This is a genomic window from Treponema sp. (assembly GCF_052169735.1).
Lineage (GTDB): Bacteria > Spirochaetota > Spirochaetia > Treponematales > Treponemataceae > Treponema.
In genome coordinates this window covers 1-18,403 of sequence record NZ_JBQNBW010000056.1, presented here as the reverse complement: position 1 = coordinate 18,403, position 18,403 = coordinate 1, and the positions used below count along the sequence as shown (strand labels likewise).

Annotated in this window: 11 protein-coding genes; 3 read left to right on the top strand and 8 right to left on the bottom strand. The window is 44.7% G+C overall.

Annotated elements, in window-relative coordinates:
• The first annotated feature begins 59 nt into the window (after nt 1-59).
• Nucleotides 60-2,135 carry a methyl-accepting chemotaxis protein gene (locus ACTTJ8_RS09290; RefSeq protein ID WP_442721015.1) on the top strand — a complete coding sequence of 692 codons (2,076 nt, stop codon included), beginning with the start codon at nt 60-62 and terminating at the stop codon, nt 2,133-2,135.
• An 80-nt stretch (nt 2,136-2,215) separates the two neighbouring features.
• On the top strand, nt 2,216-4,765 hold the full coding sequence (locus ACTTJ8_RS09285) for a ribonucleoside-diphosphate reductase subunit alpha (RefSeq protein WP_442721013.1): 2,550 nt from the start codon (nt 2,216-2,218) through the stop codon (nt 4,763-4,765).
• A gap of 25 nt (nt 4,766-4,790) precedes the next feature.
• Here the strand turns inward: ACTTJ8_RS09285 and ACTTJ8_RS09280 are convergent, their stop codons facing one another.
• Together ACTTJ8_RS09280 and ACTTJ8_RS09275 are read right to left on the bottom strand one after the other, a co-directional pair.
• Complete coding sequence (locus tag ACTTJ8_RS09280; protein ID WP_442721012.1) at nt 4,791-5,297, bottom strand: DNA-deoxyinosine glycosylase; 507 nt, start codon at nt 5,295-5,297, stop codon at nt 4,791-4,793.
• A gap of 3 nt (nt 5,298-5,300) precedes the next feature.
• Nucleotides 5,301-6,869 carry a phosphohexomutase domain-containing protein gene (locus tag ACTTJ8_RS09275; RefSeq protein WP_442721011.1) on the bottom strand — a complete coding sequence of 523 codons (1,569 nt, stop codon included), beginning with the start codon at nt 6,867-6,869 and terminating at the stop codon, nt 5,301-5,303.
• 131 nt (nt 6,870-7,000) lie between these two features.
• Here ACTTJ8_RS09275 and ACTTJ8_RS09270 point away from each other — a divergent pair, with 131 nt between their 5' ends.
• Nucleotides 7,001-7,390, top strand: a complete 390-nt coding sequence (locus ACTTJ8_RS09270; protein ID WP_442721010.1) for a hypothetical protein — start codon at nt 7,001-7,003, stop codon at nt 7,388-7,390.
• 219 nt (nt 7,391-7,609) lie between these two features.
• On the opposite strand, the gene ACTTJ8_RS09265 is transcribed toward ACTTJ8_RS09270, so the two are convergent.
• The 6 genes from ACTTJ8_RS09265 to ACTTJ8_RS09240 all read right to left on the bottom strand — a co-directional run.
• A complete protein-coding gene (locus ACTTJ8_RS09265; RefSeq protein WP_442721009.1) occupies nt 7,610-9,802 on the bottom strand; it encodes a methyl-accepting chemotaxis protein in 2,193 nt (730 codons plus the stop codon).
• A gap of 104 nt (nt 9,803-9,906) precedes the next feature.
• Nucleotides 9,907-12,150, bottom strand: coding sequence for a methyl-accepting chemotaxis protein (locus ACTTJ8_RS09260; protein ID WP_442721008.1), 2,244 nt, complete (start codon nt 12,148-12,150; stop codon nt 9,907-9,909).
• A gap of 161 nt (nt 12,151-12,311) precedes the next feature.
• Complete coding sequence (locus ACTTJ8_RS09255) at nt 12,312-14,516, bottom strand: methyl-accepting chemotaxis protein (protein ID WP_442721007.1); 2,205 nt, start codon at nt 14,514-14,516, stop codon at nt 12,312-12,314.
• 231 nt (nt 14,517-14,747) lie between these two features.
• Nucleotides 14,748-15,329, bottom strand: coding sequence for an Rpn family recombination-promoting nuclease/putative transposase (locus ACTTJ8_RS09250; RefSeq protein WP_442721014.1), 582 nt, complete (start codon nt 15,327-15,329; stop codon nt 14,748-14,750).
• A 544-nt stretch (nt 15,330-15,873) separates the two neighbouring features.
• On the bottom strand, nt 15,874-17,970 hold the full coding sequence (locus ACTTJ8_RS09245) for a methyl-accepting chemotaxis protein (protein ID WP_442721006.1): 2,097 nt from the start codon (nt 17,968-17,970) through the stop codon (nt 15,874-15,876).
• A gap of 125 nt (nt 17,971-18,095) precedes the next feature.
• Nucleotides 18,096-18,403: hypothetical protein (locus tag ACTTJ8_RS09240; RefSeq protein ID WP_442721005.1), on the bottom strand; the 308-nt coding region annotated here is incomplete at its 5' end.

Genomic DNA, 18,403 nt, shown 5'->3' with positions numbered 1-18,403 from the left:
ATAATGGATCGGAGAGAGGGTCGGTAACCACTTCCGGAAAAGTAAAAAAGCGTTTTTCGATTCGCTATAAACTTATTCTTATCTTCGGATTATTGGTCGCATTAGCTTCAACTATTCAAGGCTTGCTTGCCGTCAGAATTGCACGCAAAGCCGTAACCGAAAAAGTCGAAACACATCTGACTGACAAAGCAGCAGACACATCTGAAATCATTCAAGGAAGAGTAACGGCTCTCTTTCAATTCTTACAAGGTATTTCCCGGATGCCGATTTTTACTAATGAGACCGCTTCATTTAGAGAAAAAATGGCAGCATTGCAAAAAGAGGTTGCTGTTAATACGGTGCTTCATGAGGCTGTTATCACTGATGCTCACGGTTCTATGTACACAAAAACAGGCGCTGTGATATCGGTACAGAATGCTGAATGGTATCAAACAGCTGTGTCGGGAAAGAATTTTATGAGCGAACCGCAAGAATCATTGACGGACAAACGTCTTATTCTTACTGTTGCAGTTCCTATTTATAACGCTGAGCATACGATTATAGGCACCATTGCAGCGGGTATCCTTGCCGAATGGCTTTCAGAGGCTATTGACGATATCGTAGTCGGACAAACGGGGTATTGTCATATCGTAGGCAGTAATGGCGTTATTGTTGCGCATAAAAATTTTGATTGGGTAACGCAAAAATTCAACGGAGCTGAAAAGGGGAAGCAGGATGCGGCTTATGCTTCGTATGGGCAATTTATCCAGTCGATTTTGAACGCTGAAAAGAGCGCTGTAGGGTTTTATGAATACGGCGGGCATCGTTATATTGCTGCGTATGCAAAAGTCGCTGCGACAGGACGAATTGTTATTATTACTGCTCCGTATAACGAATTTATGGGAGCAGTCAATACGCTGCGGGCTTCAATGATTGGCATTGGGGGAATCATTCTAGTGATTGCGCTCATTATTGTCTCCCTCGTTGCCGGCATGATGGTAAAACCGATTAAAACGGTAGTTTCCGCTTTGCAGAATATCGCACAAGGTGAGGGGGATTTAACGGTTTGGCTGCCGGTGCATGGCAATGATGAGATTACCGATATGGCTGAATACTTTAACGAAACAATCGAAAAGATCGGCACATCTATCCGGCAGGTCGGGGCAAACTCAAACATAATGGAAGAAATCGGGAGTGAACTCGCTTCCAATATGACCGAAACCGCCAGTGCAATTAACGAAATCAGCGCCAATATCGACGGAGTGAAGCAGCAGGCAATGACTCAAGCAGCAAGCGTTACCGAGACAGCGGCAACTATCGAGGAAATTGTCCGCACCATTAAGCAGCTGAACAATAGCATTGAAACGCAGGCGGCAAGTGTCGCTCAGTCTTCCTCTTCCGTAGAGGAGATGGTTGCGAATATTGCCTCTATCGGGCAGACACTCGACAAAGCCGATGATGCCGTGAAAGAACTCACCGCAGCTACCGGCGACGGCAAAGCTACGCTTGTAACATCTAACACCGTAACACAGAAAATAGCCGAAGAATCCGGCTCGTTGATGGAAGCAAGCAGTGTTATTCAGCATATTGCTTCGCAAACAAACTTGCTTGCAATGAATGCGGCGATTGAAGCGGCTCACGCAGGAGAAGCGGGCAAGGGCTTTGCCGTTGTCGCGGACGAAATCCGTAAACTGGCTGAGGAATCTTCAACGCAAGGTAAAACCATTACCGCAACGCTTAAAAACCTATCGGGAGAAATTGAAACGCTCTCCGCTTCATCAAAAACGGTAGAAGAAAAGTTCAATGCGATTTTTACTCTTGCGGAGCAGGTTAAGGAGATGAGTAACCGCCTTACCGAAGCGATGCAAGAGCAGGAGAACGGCAGCAAGGAAGTCTTGATTGCGATTAAGAGCATCAACACGGTAACGGTAGAAGTACAGGCAGGTTCCGAAGAAATGTTGAAAGGCGGGGAGGGGGTTGCAGAAGAGATGCAAAAACTCGACGATCTTACCCGCGTCATCACTGAAAGCATGAACGAAATGGCTTCCGGCGCAGTGCAAATCAACAATGCTGTACAGGAAGTCAACGAAATTACGCAGAAGAATAAGCAGAGTATTGAGAACTTGGCAAGCGAGGTGGGCAAGTTTAAGGTATAAATTTAGGCGGTGTTTTCCCGCATCTTGCCCCCTCATATTTCCTATCAGAATCCCGAAAATTAAGGGTGAGGAAATTAAGAATGGATATTATTAAACGGAACGGCGAACGGGAAGCGTATAATGCCGAAAAAATTACGCTTGCAATGCAGGCAGCATTTAACAGTGTAGCGAGTTCGGCAGTACAACGCAATAATGAAGATAGCGCCGCACTTTTGCAGCTTATGACAGCGGAAATTGAAGCTGATATACTTGAACTGAGTAAAAACGGCAGCCCCGTGCAGGTTGAAACCATTCAAGATTTGGTTGAAAAAACAATGATAGAACATAACTGCTACGCCGAGGTGAAAAATTTTATTCTTTACCGCGTTGAACAGACGAAAAAACGCGATGCGCGGCGTGCCATTGCTGCCCATTTTACAACTATCGATATTTTGCCGGTGTTAACCTGCATTCAGCGGGATTTCCCGGAAGAGCAATACGGTTTGACCTTGCTTTTGCATAAGTTTGAATCCTTCCGTAAACAAGATATGGCTGAATCCGAGCTGCTGACGCTGCTCATAAAAGCTGCGGTGGAATTAACTGCGCAGGAAGCTCCCCGATGGGAGTTTATTGCCGCACGGTTTTTAATGCTTGATTTTTTGGGAAAATTGAAAATCGAGCTTGAAAAGCGGAATATCCGGTCGTTTTACGAAAAACTCACCTATCTGGAAGAAAAGGGGCTCTATGGCGCTTATATCCGTGCAGGTTATTCAAAAGAAGAGCTTGAAAAAGCCTATTCATATATTGATACCGGTAGGGACAGCCTTTTTACGTACAGCGGCTTGGATTTGCTCTTGCGCAGGTATGTTATTTCCACACGGGGCCACATTCCGCTTGAAACACCGCAGGAGATGTTTTTAGGTATCGCTTTACATCTTGCGTTGCATGAAAAAAAAGACCGGATGGAGTGGGTGCGCCGCTTTTACCTCATGCTGAGTAGTTTGCAGGTTACCATGGCAACGCCGACGCTGTCCAATGCCCGTAAGCCCTATCATCAGCTTTCGTCCTGTTTTATCGACACTGTCCCCGACTCCCTCAACGGGATTTACCGCAGTATCGATAATTTTGCAAAGATTTCCAAATTCGGCGGCGGCATGGGATTGTACTTCGGCAAGGTTCGGGCAGTCGGCGCACCCATCCGCGGGTTCCAAGGAGCGGCAGGCGGGGTTATCCGCTGGATAAAACTTGCAAACGATACCGCCGTTGCCGTGGATCAGCTGGGGGTGCGGCAGGGTTCGGTAGCTGTGTACTTGGACGTATGGCACAAGGATATCCCGGAGTTTTTGCAGCTCCGCACCAATAACGGCGACGACCGCATGAAGGCGCACGATGTGTTCCCTGCGGTGTGCTGCCCCGACCTCTTCTGGCGCACCGTCGATGAGGACATCAATGCCTCGTGGTACCTGATGTGCCCGCACGAAGTTCTCACGGTAAAAGGCTACGCGCTGGAAGACTTTTACGGTGAAGAATGGGAAAAACGCTACAAGGATTGTATCAACGATAACCGGATTTCCAAACGGGAAATCCCGATAAAAGAGCTGGTGCGCCTCATCCTGAAATCTGCGGTGGAAACCGGTACACCGTTCATCTTTAACCGCGACCATGCGAACCGCGCTAACCCGAATGGGCATAGGGGTATGATCTATAGCTCAAATCTCTGTACCGAAATTGCACAGAATATGAGCCCGATCAAGACAGTGAACACCGAAATTAAAACACAGGATGGAGAGACCGTGGTTGTAACCGTTACAAAGCCCGGCAATTTCGTCGTCTGTAATCTCGCGTCGCTAGTTCTCGGCAATATCGACACCGATAACGAAACCGAGCTGGAAAGCATTATTGAAGCGGCGGTACGCGCCTTGGATAATGTAATCGATCTCAATTTTTATCCCGTACCGTATGCAAAGATTACCAATGAACAATACCGCGCCATCGGCTTGGGCGTTTCGGGTTATCATCATTTACTGGCCAAAAAACACATTGCATGGGAAAGCGAGGCTCACCTCCGCCTTGCCGATGAGCTGTTTGAAAAAATCAATTACTACGCAGTGCAGGCGAGTATGCGTATTGCTCAAGAAAAAGGCACATATAGCCTCTTTGAGGGCAGCGATTGGCAGACCGGCGCGTATTTTGAAAAACGCGGCTATCATTCTGAACAGTGGACAGCGCTGCGGGATGCAGTTGCCCAACACGGTATGCGGAACGGCTATCTTTTAGCAGTGGCTCCTACGAGTTCCACCTCGATTGTTGCAGGTACTACCGCCGGCATCGATCCCATTATGAAGCGCTATTTTTTGGAGGAAAAGAAAGGCTCGTTGGTGCCTCGTGTTGCCCCAGCCCTCTCGCTCGAAACCTATTGGCTGTATAAAAACGCCCACACGATTGATCAGCTCTGGAGCATCCGCGCCTGCGGTCTCCGCCAGCGTCATATCGATCAGGGGCAATCCATGAACTTCTACATTACCAACGAGTACAGCTTCCGGCAGGTGCTCAACCTCTATGTTGAAGCATGGAAAAACGGCGTAAAATCCGTCTATTATGTCCGCAGCCGCTCCCTCGAAGTGGAAGAATGCGAAAGCTGCAGCTCGTAGGATAAGGCATAGCATAATAGGGCTATCAGCGCTTATCCCCCGAAAGGTATGCGCACAGCGGCTTCCATGCAGCGACTAAATCCTCAAACTGAAAACGGGCATTTGCCGAACTGGTAGACGGTAGTTTTATTGCCGGAATACCGATTTGTTTTGTACATACCCTATATGCAGCGGCTCCGTTTGCAAACACTGCACGGATATCTGCTGCCTCGAAGATCGCATCCAAGTTTGTAGGAACTGCAGCGTGAATAGTTGCATCAGCAGAATTTACAATATTGCAGGAATTGATTGCATCGTACAAAGCAATATGGTTCTGCAACAGGAGTTCTTTCTTTTCTTCTATTGAACAGGGCAACGACAGCTCTAGCAGCGTTGCGAGGAGCCGCCAAAACCTGTTCTGCGGGTGTCCATAGTAAAAAGCCTGCATCCGGGATGCAACAGAAGGGAATGAGCCAAGAATCAGCACGCGGGACTCTGCATTATACACCGGAGAGAAGGGATGAAAAAGCGTATTGCCCTGAGCTGTGTTCATTACTCAGTCCAGTGCGCTTATATCCAGCCGGTCAAAGCCGTCCAACAAGGTGCGGGCGATAGCTTTTAGTTTTATAAGACCGCCTTTTTGAGCGCTTTCGATGTTAAGCGGCATAACGGGATCGTGCAGGGATAATCGGAGCAGCATCCAGCCCTGTGTTTCAGCGTCTTTGAACGAAATCCGCACCCCCTCATACGACTGCGGCAGCTCAAAGCCTGCTTTTTCAGCACGTTCCTTAAACGCTTGCAATACCGACGTACCGTATTCCTTAAAATCTTCACCGCGTATTTTAAAGCGCAGTTCCGCTTCTTCTACCATCGGCGGGAGCTTTTCAATCAGGCTTTCAATGCTTTTGCCTGCATGTTTTGCGTTTGCAAGCGCCGTTACCAGCTTGACTGCAAGGAAGGCACCGTCATCAAGGTAGTAGTTTTCTTTTAGCGCACCGTGTCCGGAGGTTTCCATCGCCAGCGGACTGGTAATACCCTGTTCATTCAATTCACGGCATTTGTTGATCACGTTTTTGTAGCCGCGCATATACCGCAGATGGGTGAGTCCCAGCTCCTGCTCCAAAAAGAATGTCAGCCGGTCTGAGGTTACCGAATCGGTAACGATGGTGCTATGCGGATATAGAGGAGCCAGAATTGCCGCTGTCATGGCGATAATGGCGTCGCGGTTTACCTCTGTTCCGTCATGTAGCACTGCCGACATACGGTCAACATCGGTATCAAAAATCAGTCCTAAATCGGAGCCGCTTTGTACGGTAGCCTCTTTTGCCGCCTCCATCGCTGCCTTGTTTTCCGGATTGGGAATGTGATTGGGAAAGGTTCCATCCGGCTCAAGGAAGCGGCTGCCGCTGGTATCGGCACCGAGCGCTTTTAATACCTGCTCCGCAAAAAAACCGCCCGCACCGTTTCCGGCATCAACTGCTATTTTTAAGTTTGCAAGCGGCTCTTCCGCATGAAAGTTCAAGCCAGCTCGGATTGCACTGCGTAAATGCTCCGAATACCGCGCAATTAAATCGAAGGAGCGGCATTTTCCTGTACTGCTGCCTCCGGTAGATGCAGATGGTGTTCCTGCATGAGGGTGTTGCCCATCGGTACACTGCTGTGCGGCAGTATCATACAGAGCAGCGCTGCGCAAAAGAGCTGTTATGTCCGCGCGCTCAAGCCCGCCGGATTTATCAAAAAACTTAAACCCGTTCCGGTTAAACGGCAAGTGGCTTGCAGTAATCATAATTGCACCGTCAAAGTTTGTCTCTTCAAAAACCGTGCCCATAAACATTGCCGGGGTGGTAGCAAGCGAGCAGCGTACAAGGGTAACCTGCTGCGCCGCAAGCCCTTCGGCAAGCGCCTTTTCCAGCGCTTCTCCGGAAAGTCGGGAATCCCTGCCGATACCGATTACCAAGGAATCCGTACTGCGTCCCGTTTTAGCGGAAAGCCAGAGCGCAAACGCTGATCCTATATTCCGGCAGACTTCATCCGTCAGATTAACATGTTCGCCGGCAACGCCCTCAAGCGCAACGCCGCGGATATCGCTTCCATTTTGCAGTTTCAAAAAATCGTTTTCATTCATAGTATTCATTATACCAAAAAAACACGCACGCGGTAGAGGGTATTAAAGCAAATCCTTTCATACTAAATTGCCATTACCCGTCTAAAGAAGCTGCCGGAAATACCGATCATAAAAATAGTGGAGGGATCGGTATGGTATCGAATTATGCATCACTGTCAACGCTATCGTATGCGGCAATGACCAGTATTTCTGCCGGAGGGCGTGCGTATCTTCCGGTCGATACAAAGCAAGTCGTCTATTCCCAGTTTCAGTATGTTTCCGGAGTTCCGCGCAACAAAGATCAAAACGGTATCAGTATCGGAAAATTAAAGATATTGAATACGCTCATCGACCAACTGGTCAAAATGCGTGAACATGAACGGGAAAACAAGTATTTCAAGCCGACATCCGATGAAGCAGTTCTTGATACACTGATCGAATATGTCAATAAAAAGATTCACACGGAAATTTCTCTTTCCCAAGAAACAGGATATACTTCAGATTTCCCCGAGTCCGCAGCTTTATTCGACATAAGCGCCTAAGCAGTCTCTTTATTTTCCTCTTTCGGGCGGCTTTTTGCGGCATACCGCAAAAATCAGGCTATCCGCTTGTATCTTTTTCTTGCTTCTTATACCTCCCTGCAGCGCTTCTCCTCACGTCGAAGGCTGCTGCTGTAAACCGGCAGCAAAAAAAAGGATACCGCTTCTATCCTATGCCGCAAGCAGCAACCCCGACGCTTGCGTCGAGATTGTTGATTTGGCTCAAGTTTTGAATTTAGAGACCTCTTCTGCAAGGTTTTGAATACTCTGCTTATTCTTCTGTGTGATATCGTTGACTTCCTGTATAGCATTGTTAATTTGCACAGCGCCGGAAGCCATCTCGTTCATACTCTCAGTTATAATCCGAGTAAAACCATCCAGTTTTTGCATCTCTTGCGCAACGCCTTTCCCACCTTTCAGCATTTCTTCGGAACCGGCTTGCACCTCTACCGTTACTGTATTGATACTCTTAATCGCAGTCAGCACTTCCTTACTGCCATGCTCCTGTTCCCGCATTGCTTCGGTAAGGCGAGCGCTCATCTCTTTTACCTGCTCAGCAAGATTAAAGATCGTATTAAATTTTTCTTCTACCGTTTTAGATGAAGCGGCAAGGGTTTCAATCTCACCGCTTAACATTTTCAATGTAGTAGTAATAGCTTTGCCTTGCACTGAGGATTCCTCTGCAAGCTTACGGATTTCGTCTGCAACAACGGCAAAGCCCTTTCCTGCCTCCCCTGCGTGAGCAGCTTCAATCGCCGCATTCATTGCAAGCAAGTTTGTCTGTGAAGCGATATGCTGAATAACACTGCTTGCTTCCATCAGAGCGCCGGACTCTTCTGCAATCTTCTGTGTTACGGTGTTGGATGTTACTAATGTTGCTTTACCGTCATTGGTTGCCGTTGTAAGACTTCTAATTACCTCATCGGTTTTGCCGAGGGTCTGCCCAATCGAGGCGATATTGGCAACCATTTCTTCTACGGAAGAGGAAGACTGAGCGACACTTGCCGCCTGCGTTTCGATGCTGTTATTCAGCTGTTTAATGGTGCGGACAATTTCCTCTACGGTTGCTGCCGTTTCGGTAACGCTTGCCGCTTGGGTCATTGCCTGCTGTTTAACCCCTTCGATATTCGCGCTGATTTCATTTACAGCGCTCGCTGTTTCACTCATATTGGATGCAAGCTCACTCCCAATCTCTTCCATTGTATTGGAATTGGCGCCGATAGTCCGAATAGAGTCGCTAATCTTTTCAATTGTTTTATTAAAATATATGGATAATGCAGTAATTTCATCATTACCGTTAATAGGCAGCCTAACTGTAAGATCCCCATCGCCCTGAGCAATACCAGCTAACAGTTGCACAGTACGTATAATCGGCGTGATAACAATACGATTGCAAAGAATAAATGCGACAAGCAAAATGAAGAATGAAGTGCAGAACTCCGCAATAAAAACCATTTTTAGGCGCATTAGATGCGCAGCTGTTTTTATTTTAGGAATAAACGTAACACACCCGACTGTAACAAGCGGCAGCATAATAGGTTTTGCCGCTGCATAATACGGAATATTTCCAATCGTTTCTTCAAAGACTTCTTCTTTATTATAGGTATAATTGATAAGATTCGCGATGTGCAACTCTTTTACCGGAACAAAAAACTCGGCAGGATTAATAGTATTTGCCATTACGATATTATTCCTATCCGTGATAATAACTTTACCACCGCTTATTTTATCTTTTCCTAAAAGCGCTGTAAGCTGCGAAAGATCAATATCAAAACTGACAACGCCTTTAAACTTCCCCGTTATATCGACAATTCCTTCGACAATAGTCAACACGGTATCCCCAGCAGATGTGCGGTAAGCATCCAATGATTGCATCTCGCCGGGCTTCTGTTTCCCCTGTTTATACCACGGGCGGATTCTTGCGTCATAGCCATCTCGTCTATCAATCGGAGGATAGCTGACAAAACCGCCATTGTGATCCGTTGCAAATGATATGCGTACAAAGGCTGCATTTTCTTGTAGGAATTGTTTACAAAGATTCATAACACGTTCTTCATAGCAACCAGACGCACATATCATTTTTGAAAACCCCAATGCCGTTTGCCTATCCTTATAAGAAGTGATATCAGCTTCAACCGCTTTAACAATTTCCGAAGAGGTAAACGTCTGTATTACACTTGAAATATTCGAAAAATACAGCGTAAGTAACTGATCGATATTCTCAAATTCTGAGAGCGCTGATTCTTCCGTTTGTTGTGCAAAGAACACCGTTTCGCGTACATAATTTATCATTACAAAAGTTGATACGCCTAATAAAAAAAAGAAAAAAATAATGAGCAATTTCACTTTAAGCGAAAGAGCTTTACTAAAAAGTTGTATCTGCTTTTTAGTAGAAGAAGTAATTGGGGCTTTCATAATCCTCCCATTCATGTAATACCGATATATAAGGTACTATAGTAAAAAATATGCGGGCTGCCGTCTGATAAATAAAACCAGCCCCCCCTGCCCGCCCGAAAAACTTAGACCTTAAACTTCCCAACCTCCTTTGCTAAATTCTCAATGCTCTGTTTATTCTTCTGCGTAATTTTGCTCACTTCATGTACAGTATTGGTTATCTGCACCGCTCCGGAAGCCATTTCATTCATACTGGCGGTAATAGCAGCAGCAATATTGTCCAATTTCTGCATCTCTTGAGCAACCCGTTTGCCGCCTTCCAGCATTTCTTCAGAACCAGCCTGAACTTCCGTTGTTACCATGTTAATGTCTTTAATTGCGGTCAACACCTCCCGGCTGCCGTGTTCTTGTTCCCGCATTGCTTCGGTAAGGCGGGCGCTCATTCCTTTTACCTGTTCTGCAAGTGTGAAAATAACGTTAAACTTTTCTTCTACCGTTTTAGATGAAGCAGAGAGTGTTTCGATTTCTCCGCTTAACATTTTCAATGTAGTAGTAATAGCTTTGCCTTGCACTGAGGCTTCCTCTGCAAGCTTGCGGATTTCATCGGCGACAACAGCAAATCCCTTGCCAGTTTCCCCTGCATGAGCTGCTTCGATGGCAGCATTCATCGCAAGTAAATTGGTTTGAGAAGCAATATGCTGAATGACACTTGAGGCTTCCATCAGCGAACCAGATTCTTCGGTAATTTTTTTGGTTACCGTATTGGCAGTACCCAGCGCCGCTTTACCGTCGCCGGTCGCAGCGGTCAAAGTTTTAATTACCTCATCAGATTTCCCAAGCGTCTGCCCGATGGAAGCGATATTTGCCGCCATTTCTTCTACCGAAGCTGAAGACTGCGCAACGCTGGATGCCTGTGTTTCAACACGTGTATTTAACTGCTTAATCGTCCGGACAATTTCCTCAATAGTTGCAGCAGTTTCCGTTACGCTTGCAGCCTGTCCCATTGCCTGTTGTTTTACGCCTTCAATATGAATGCGTATCTGCCCTATTGCATCGGCTGTTTCCGTCATATTAGACGCAAGCTGTGCGCCAATCTCTTCCATTGTACTGCTATTGTCCCCAATTGACTTAACCGACTTACCGATTTTTGTAATTGTTTCGTTAAAATACTCGGATATATCGGTAATTTCATCGGTACTGATAAGCGGCAGCCGTACGGTTAAATCCCCATCTCCTTGCGCAATATCCTGTAATGCTGCCGCTATATTCGAAAGCGGGCGCAGCTTCCTGGCAACAATGATATTCAGCATAACGATAACAAGAACAACATACAGCAGAAATGCTACTGTAGTAATCAGCATAACCTTATTCACATTCTTATAAACCTCTGCTTGAGCCACTTTGCACACCAAGTACCACGGCGCAAAACTTTTATGAATACTCACCGGTACGACAATTTCAAATATCTTTTTTCCATTTTCATCCCTTTGAGCCGTATTGATATTTTGATATGCTCCGCTTGATACGCCGTCTGCCGAGTTATACTTGAAATTCCGAATAATACTTTCAAAATTTTTCTTTTCCGTTCCGATAAGCGCTTTATCTTTCTCCGTTACAATAACGCCGCTTGACGACAGTAAACTACCGTATCCGGTTTCGTATAATTTCAATGAACTCAATTCTTCTGCAAGATGAGAAAGCGCTAAATCAATGCCGAATACGCCGACCGTTTTTCCATCTTGGTTTTTTAGAGGAACCGTAAAACTAGTAACCAATATATTTTCACTGGCGCTGGTTAAGCTCAGGTACGGATCAAATTGCTGATCTTTTCCCGTATTTAAAGAATTAAGATACCAATCTTCTTCAGTATAATTTGTCAGTATACCTTCATTCACCGTTTTTGTTGCAGGATCTTTATCAAAATACAATACAACTCTTCCCGTACCATCATGAAAAGGAGTATCCGCATAGGCTGCATCAAGACCGTCAAACTGATTAGGCTCGTAACACACCCACATGCTGAAAAAATCATTATTTCCTGCCAAACATTTTTCTACCAGATCGTGCAAAGCTTTGCGTCTATCATGCGGCGGGATACTTTCAAGAGACAAAATACCAGATGCCAGCAAATGCGCTGTGGTGAACGGTTCCTTCAATACTGCAGCAGCAACTGCACCATATTTTTCTGACAACGTAGTAGCGGATTGAATGGCATTTGTCCGTACCGTATGATAGATAAATCTATTAATCACAAATAATACCGGTACTACCGTGATATTGATGCTAATGAATATCAATATCATCAGCTTTACGCTTAATGGAAAATGTTTCCGGCTTTGATTCTTGTGCTTAGAAGATACATATTTCATGACTTAAAGCTCCTCGTATAAACTTTGAAAGTTGTATAATTTGCACACAGCAGCGTACAACCAATAAGCGGCATTGCTGCCTTGCCTAAAACTCTGCGCTATACAGTTTAACAAACTTATTGCAGCAGCAAAACGCATCCCGTACTATTCAAGCCGATACCTTATATTTTAAACTTAGCCACTTCCTGCGCCACATTTTCGATACCGATTTTATTCTGCTGTGCAATTTTATTAACTTCCTGCACAGCATTCCTAATTTGTACAACACTGCTGACCATTTCATTCATACTGCTGGTTACGGTATGGGTTAAGTTATCTAGTTTATGCATTTCAGCTGCAACGCCTTCCCCGCCCTTCAGCATTTCCTCCGAACCAGACTGCACCTCTGTTGTAACGGCATCGATATTTTTAATAGCGGTCAATACTTCTTTGCTGCCGCTTTCTTGTTCCCGCATAGCTTCGGTTAACCGCATGCTCATCGCTTCTACTTCTTCAGAGAGCGTAAAAATAGCATTGAATTTTTCTTCAGCTGTCTTTGCCGATTCGGAAAGCGCTTCAATTTCTCCGCTTAAATTCCGGAGCGTTTGGGTAATATTTTTTCCTTGCACCGCCGATTCTTCAGCAAGTTTGCGAATTTCATCAGCAACAACTGCAAACCCCTTCCCAGCTTCTCCCGCATGAGCGGCCTCGATAGCAGCATTCATAGACAAAAGATTCGTTTGAGAGGCGATATGCTGAATAACATTTGAAGCTTCTATTAATGATCCCGACTCCTCAGCGATTGTTTGTGTTAGCATATTTGCCTTTGCAGCCGTTTCTTTTCCGTTTGCAGTAGCGCCAGCGAGGGTTTTAATCGCTTTATCTGTTTTTTCAAGCGTTTGCGAAATAGACGCAATATTTGCAACCATTTGTTCTACTGCCGAAGATGATTGCGCAACACTTGCCCCCTGTGTTTCTATACTGGTGTTCAGCTGTTTTATGGTACGAACAATTTCTTCAACAGTTGCAGCCGTTTCGGTAACGCTTGCAGCCTGCGTCAGCGCTTGCTGCTTAACATCTTCAATATGTTCATTAATTTTATGAATAGCATCGGAGGTTTCTGTCATATTGGAAGCAAGTTCATCGCCGGTTGCCTTCATCATCCCGCTTGTTATACTCACAGTTGTGATAGACTTTCCTATTTTTATAATGGTTTCATTAAAATACCCTGATAACGCAGCAATTTCATCATGTCCGCGTATCGGCAACCGTACCGTTAAATCGCCCTCCCCTTCCGCAATATCTTTTAGCAGCACAACAATTTGTTGTAACGGTTTTACGATTTGGAAACGAATAAGCAAATAAACAATCAGTAAGACGCCCAATAAAATACCGGCATATTGAATAACCGTTTTAATAAGGTCGGCAGTAGCATCAGCGGTAAAAATCCGTATTGCAGTAGCAGAAATAAAATACCATTTTGCATCTACCCCTTTTAAAGCAACAGGCGTCATAATAAATTTTGTTTTTTTTCCCGAGTACATGGAAATATCAGTATCTCCGTGTATAGAACCTGATTCCGCTTTTTGAAACAGTCCTTTCCAATAAGGTCTTGTATCAAAGATATTAAGCATGATCTGCGAGGGATCCGCTCCATGAGCTACCACGATTCCGGTATCTGTGCACAAAAAGTTATACATTTCTGCCGACGTACCGGCAATATTTTCCATTTCTTTTTGTAAATACGACATATCAATATCGATATTTATAATACCGATAGCTTCATTTTGATACATAATCGGACCGGCAAGCGTGATGGTAACCCGATTGTTGAAAATATACGGAGGCATCATCAGCAGCTTTTTTTCCTGCATCGACTTTTGATACCATGATTTTGCGGCATCAGTATTAAACATTGCAGATCTGATAACAATCTCATTATTGCTCCGCTCAGCACACGGTACAAACCGTCCGTCTTCGTGGTAAATACTTTTATTTGCATAAAAAGCATCAGATCCATCAAAAGCGTTTGGCTCAAAAAGAACCGCTAATTCGACAAAGGAAGTGTGCTTTTCGGCAAAAAGCTGTAAGTAGTCTATAATGCGGTCTCTACTGCGGAGGTCATTTGATAATTGTAACTCATGTTGAACAATACTGCTAAGATCGCTATATGTTTGATAAGCTTCATCAAAAATATCTTCAATTTTAGCCGCTTGTAATTGACTCTGTAATGTTACTGAAATGCTTTTATCTTTGATAGCATCAGCATAATTATCATATCCGTCAAATGCGGCTTTTGCTACAAATACGATCAACAAAAAGCTGGAAATAACAACAGTAAATTTTAACCCTATGCTGCTGGAAATACCGTATTTATGCTGTTTCATTTCATGAATCTCTTGTGCATGTATGGGGGGGGGGGATTACACGACATTCTCATAATTGTCAAACCTCTTTTAGTGCAAAAGTATCTCTTTTATGCTAAGTTATCGTAGACATGAGCTAAAATCAGCGCTCTGCAATAAAAATTAGCATTTTATTAATTATAACATGTTAATTATAACATGAAAAAGAACAGTCCGCAAGAAAAAATAACAGCTAAAAATAATACCCCTACATTACAGGTAAAGAGCCTCAACCTCTTTTTGCGAAAGCCCAGTTGCTTTTGCGATATTTTCCACAGATAGACCGAACTGTAAAAGATTTTTCGCCGTTTCAAGCGCCTTTTGATGCGAACCACGGGCTTCACCTTCAGCGAGTCCAAGCAATTTGCCTTCAGCGAGTCCGAGCGATTTACCTTCTTGACGCCCTGCATTGAATTGGCTTTCAGAAATAGTCGCAATGTCGCTTTTTAATTTCATTCGCGATTCATAAAGCTTCCGTTCTATAGGCGATAACGTCAAAATATCTACCTTTTCATTCAGCATTTTCAGTATCGGTGATTTTGTCGCTAACATAGCCCTTTCCTCCTTATCGCCTGTTCCTATAAACTTCAGCCAATTAATCAGCTGACTCCGTTTGCTACCTTCATTTTCTGCTTCTTGTGCCCGCTTTGCCGCTAGTAGGTCTAAAAAATGTATTTCAAGCACATCTGTCAGCCTCGTATGCTTTTCTTTTTCTTGCAATACATATTCTGAATGAATAGCATCATTTAGTCTGAACCCATCTGCAATAATATTGATCGTAATACACTTGTGCAGATTGTCATACGATTCTCACTTTTGCAAACATACAGCACATCTACTGCGTCGTACGGCAAAAAAGTGTCCTCAACGTATCTTAGATACGCCTGCGGTACTTTTTTGCCTAACTTCTTGTATCTGCACCGTCTATTTGCAAAAGTCCATTTCAGTAGCGGCACGGATGCCGCTGGTTATAGCAGAAACGATGTTTCGGCAGTGCCGAAACTCGCTCTTTCCATCGTACACGGATGTGCGATGGAAAGAATAGCGTAATCGTTTGTGAGAGTTATTTGCAGTTCATCTTCCATAACGAGAAAAAGTATATGTCATCAAAATACAAAATGCAATCCCTGCATGACACGTCATTTGGGGATTGCAGCATGCCCGTTCTGATACATATTTTCGTGAAAAGTCTTCCAGCCGAACTTTTATTTTAGAACGAATCCTAAGAACCAAGGAGGGTTCTTAGGGCGAAGCCTTAAGCGGTTCTTTTGAAGATAGGATGGGTTCTAGGGAAGGGAAGAAATCTTTTATCCGAAAAAAGTGTCTTCCCTTCCCTAACTTATACTTTGAACTTCCCTACTTCAGCAGCGAGATTCTCAATACTCCGCTTATTCTTTTGCGTTATCTCGTTGACTTCCTGCACGGCGTTGTTAATCTGTACGGCGCCAGAAGCCATCTCGTTCATGCTGTCAGTGATGACACGGGTAAGACTATCCAGCTTTTGCATTTCGGAGGCAACACTTGCCCCGCCTTTCAGCATTTCTTCGGAGCTTGCCTGGACTTCCGTTGTTACCGTGTTGATGCTCTTGATTGCAGTCAGCACTTCACGGCTGCCGTTCTCCTGCTCCCGCATCGATTCGGTCAGGCGGGCGCTCATTTCTTTAACCTGTTCGGCAAGGGTAAAGATCGCATTGAACTTTTCTTCTACCGTCTTGGATGAAGCGGAAAGCGTTTCAATTTCACCTGACAAGTTTTTCAGTGTTGCCGTGATAGCCTTTCCCTGTGTCGCAGAATCCTCCGCCAATTTCCGGATTTCATCTGCGACGACGGCAAAGCCCTTTCCTGCTTCCCCCGCGTGCGCTGCCTCAATCGCAGCGTTCATCGCAAGTAAGTTTGTCTGGCTGGCAATATGCTGAATAACGCTGCTTGCTTCCATCAGCGAACCGGATTCTTCTGCAATCTTCTGAGTTACCGCGTTGGAGGTAACGACTGTTGCTTTGCCGTCGCTGGTCGCAGTTGTAAGACTTCTGATTACCTCATCGGTTTTGCCGAGGGTCTGCCCAATCGAGGCGATATTGGCAACCATTTCTTCTACGGAAGAAGAAGATTGGGCAACGCTTGCCGCCTGAGTTTCGATGCTGTTATTCAGCTGCTTAATCGTGCGGACAATTTCTTCTACAGTAGCCGCTGTTTCGGTAACACTTGCCGCTTGGGTCATTGCCTGCTGTTTAACCCCGTCGATATTCGCGCTGATTTGGTGTACAGCGCTCGCTGTTTCCGTCATATTCGAAGCAAGCTCACTCCCGATTTCTTCCATAACATATGAATTCATTCCAACCTGTTGAATGGAAGCGCCAATCTTCGCAATCGTTTCGTTGAAGTATTCAGACATATCGGTAATTTCATCATTGCCGATTATCGGCAAACGGACCGTTAAATCTCCTTCTCCCTGTGCAATATCGTACAATACGCTAGCAGTACTGCTGATAGGCTTTACAATTCTATGAGCAACAATATAGACAATCACAAGGGATACCATCAGGATAAGCAAAGCGGTAATGATAATACCGGTGCGCATTGTATCTATAGTACCCAAAAATTCTTTCACAGGAGCTTCGATAACAATATTCCAGCCGGTTGTTTTCATAACTGCACCGCTCGCAATCATTTGCGAGCCCATAAAAGTATAATATCCTATTTCTGTTTTGTGGCTTTTGAGAATGTCCTCAATCACCGCTGCCACGGCAGCAAGACTTTTATCAGTCTTGACAGACTCTATCACATTGAAGTACTTTTCGACTAACTCTCGGTTTCTATTGGCTATATTTACGCCTGATTCAGAAAGGATAAAGCAGCCTCCTGTTTCACCGATTTTAATGGGATCAATCATCTCTGAAAGCGTATATCCGTCGAGGATAGCCGCGAGAACAGCTTTGAGCGTATTATTTTCGCCTATAATGGGAACCACCGCCTGTAGAATAAGCCGCCCTGTTTCTATGTCGTTAAAAGGCTCAGAAAAATATCTTTTTGTGCCGCCCTGCGACTCTCGAAACCACTTTTGACCGGAAACATCAAACTGCTTTCCATCCGGCAGATAGTATATGCCCTTTGGATCAATGATTCCAAAAGCTATCACTTTTTTTTCAGCTCTTGACAGCTCTTTGAGGAAGCGGGCTTTTTCTGTATAACTGACAGTGTCATCATACAGTATCTGCTGAGAGGCAATCCCGTCAAGGTATTCAAACCACAGTTTTATTTCTCCATCAATGATGACGGCAGCATCACTCACCTTATCAAAAAGATGAGCGGTCACCTTTTCCATAACCGCGGTCCGTGATTGATTAAGTACTAAAGCGCTTAAAAGCAAAAACGCTGCAATAATCAGTAAACCGAAAATGATAATCATTCGCATTTTAATTGAAAATCTATTTTTCATTGTAAATCTCCTTTTGTAGGAAACTTTTTTTTCGATAAAAAGAAAAAAAGCCCCGACTACGCTTGGGAATGTCTCAAAAGCTGATCACTTTTCTGCCATCCCCGACGAATATTTTTACCGAACAGTTAAAACCTCGTGTCATTTATTTTCACAGATATCCTGTCAGTTACAGCCACAGGACTCACACTTTGGGAATCCCCTAGCTCCAGTGCAAAACCAAGAATAGAGATATTTGGTAACAAAAAGGAAAACAGTCTTATCCGGTATTGATATTTCTCTCTCCAGCGCTTTTGAAAATAGACGGTGTAGACAAGGAGCATAGCAAATTCCAACCGCAGGCGTATTTTTGATACGTTAAGGATTGGAATTTGTGTAGGGACGGAATAGATGCGTTGTATTTTTTCAAAAGACGGGGGGGGGGGGGGGGGGGATT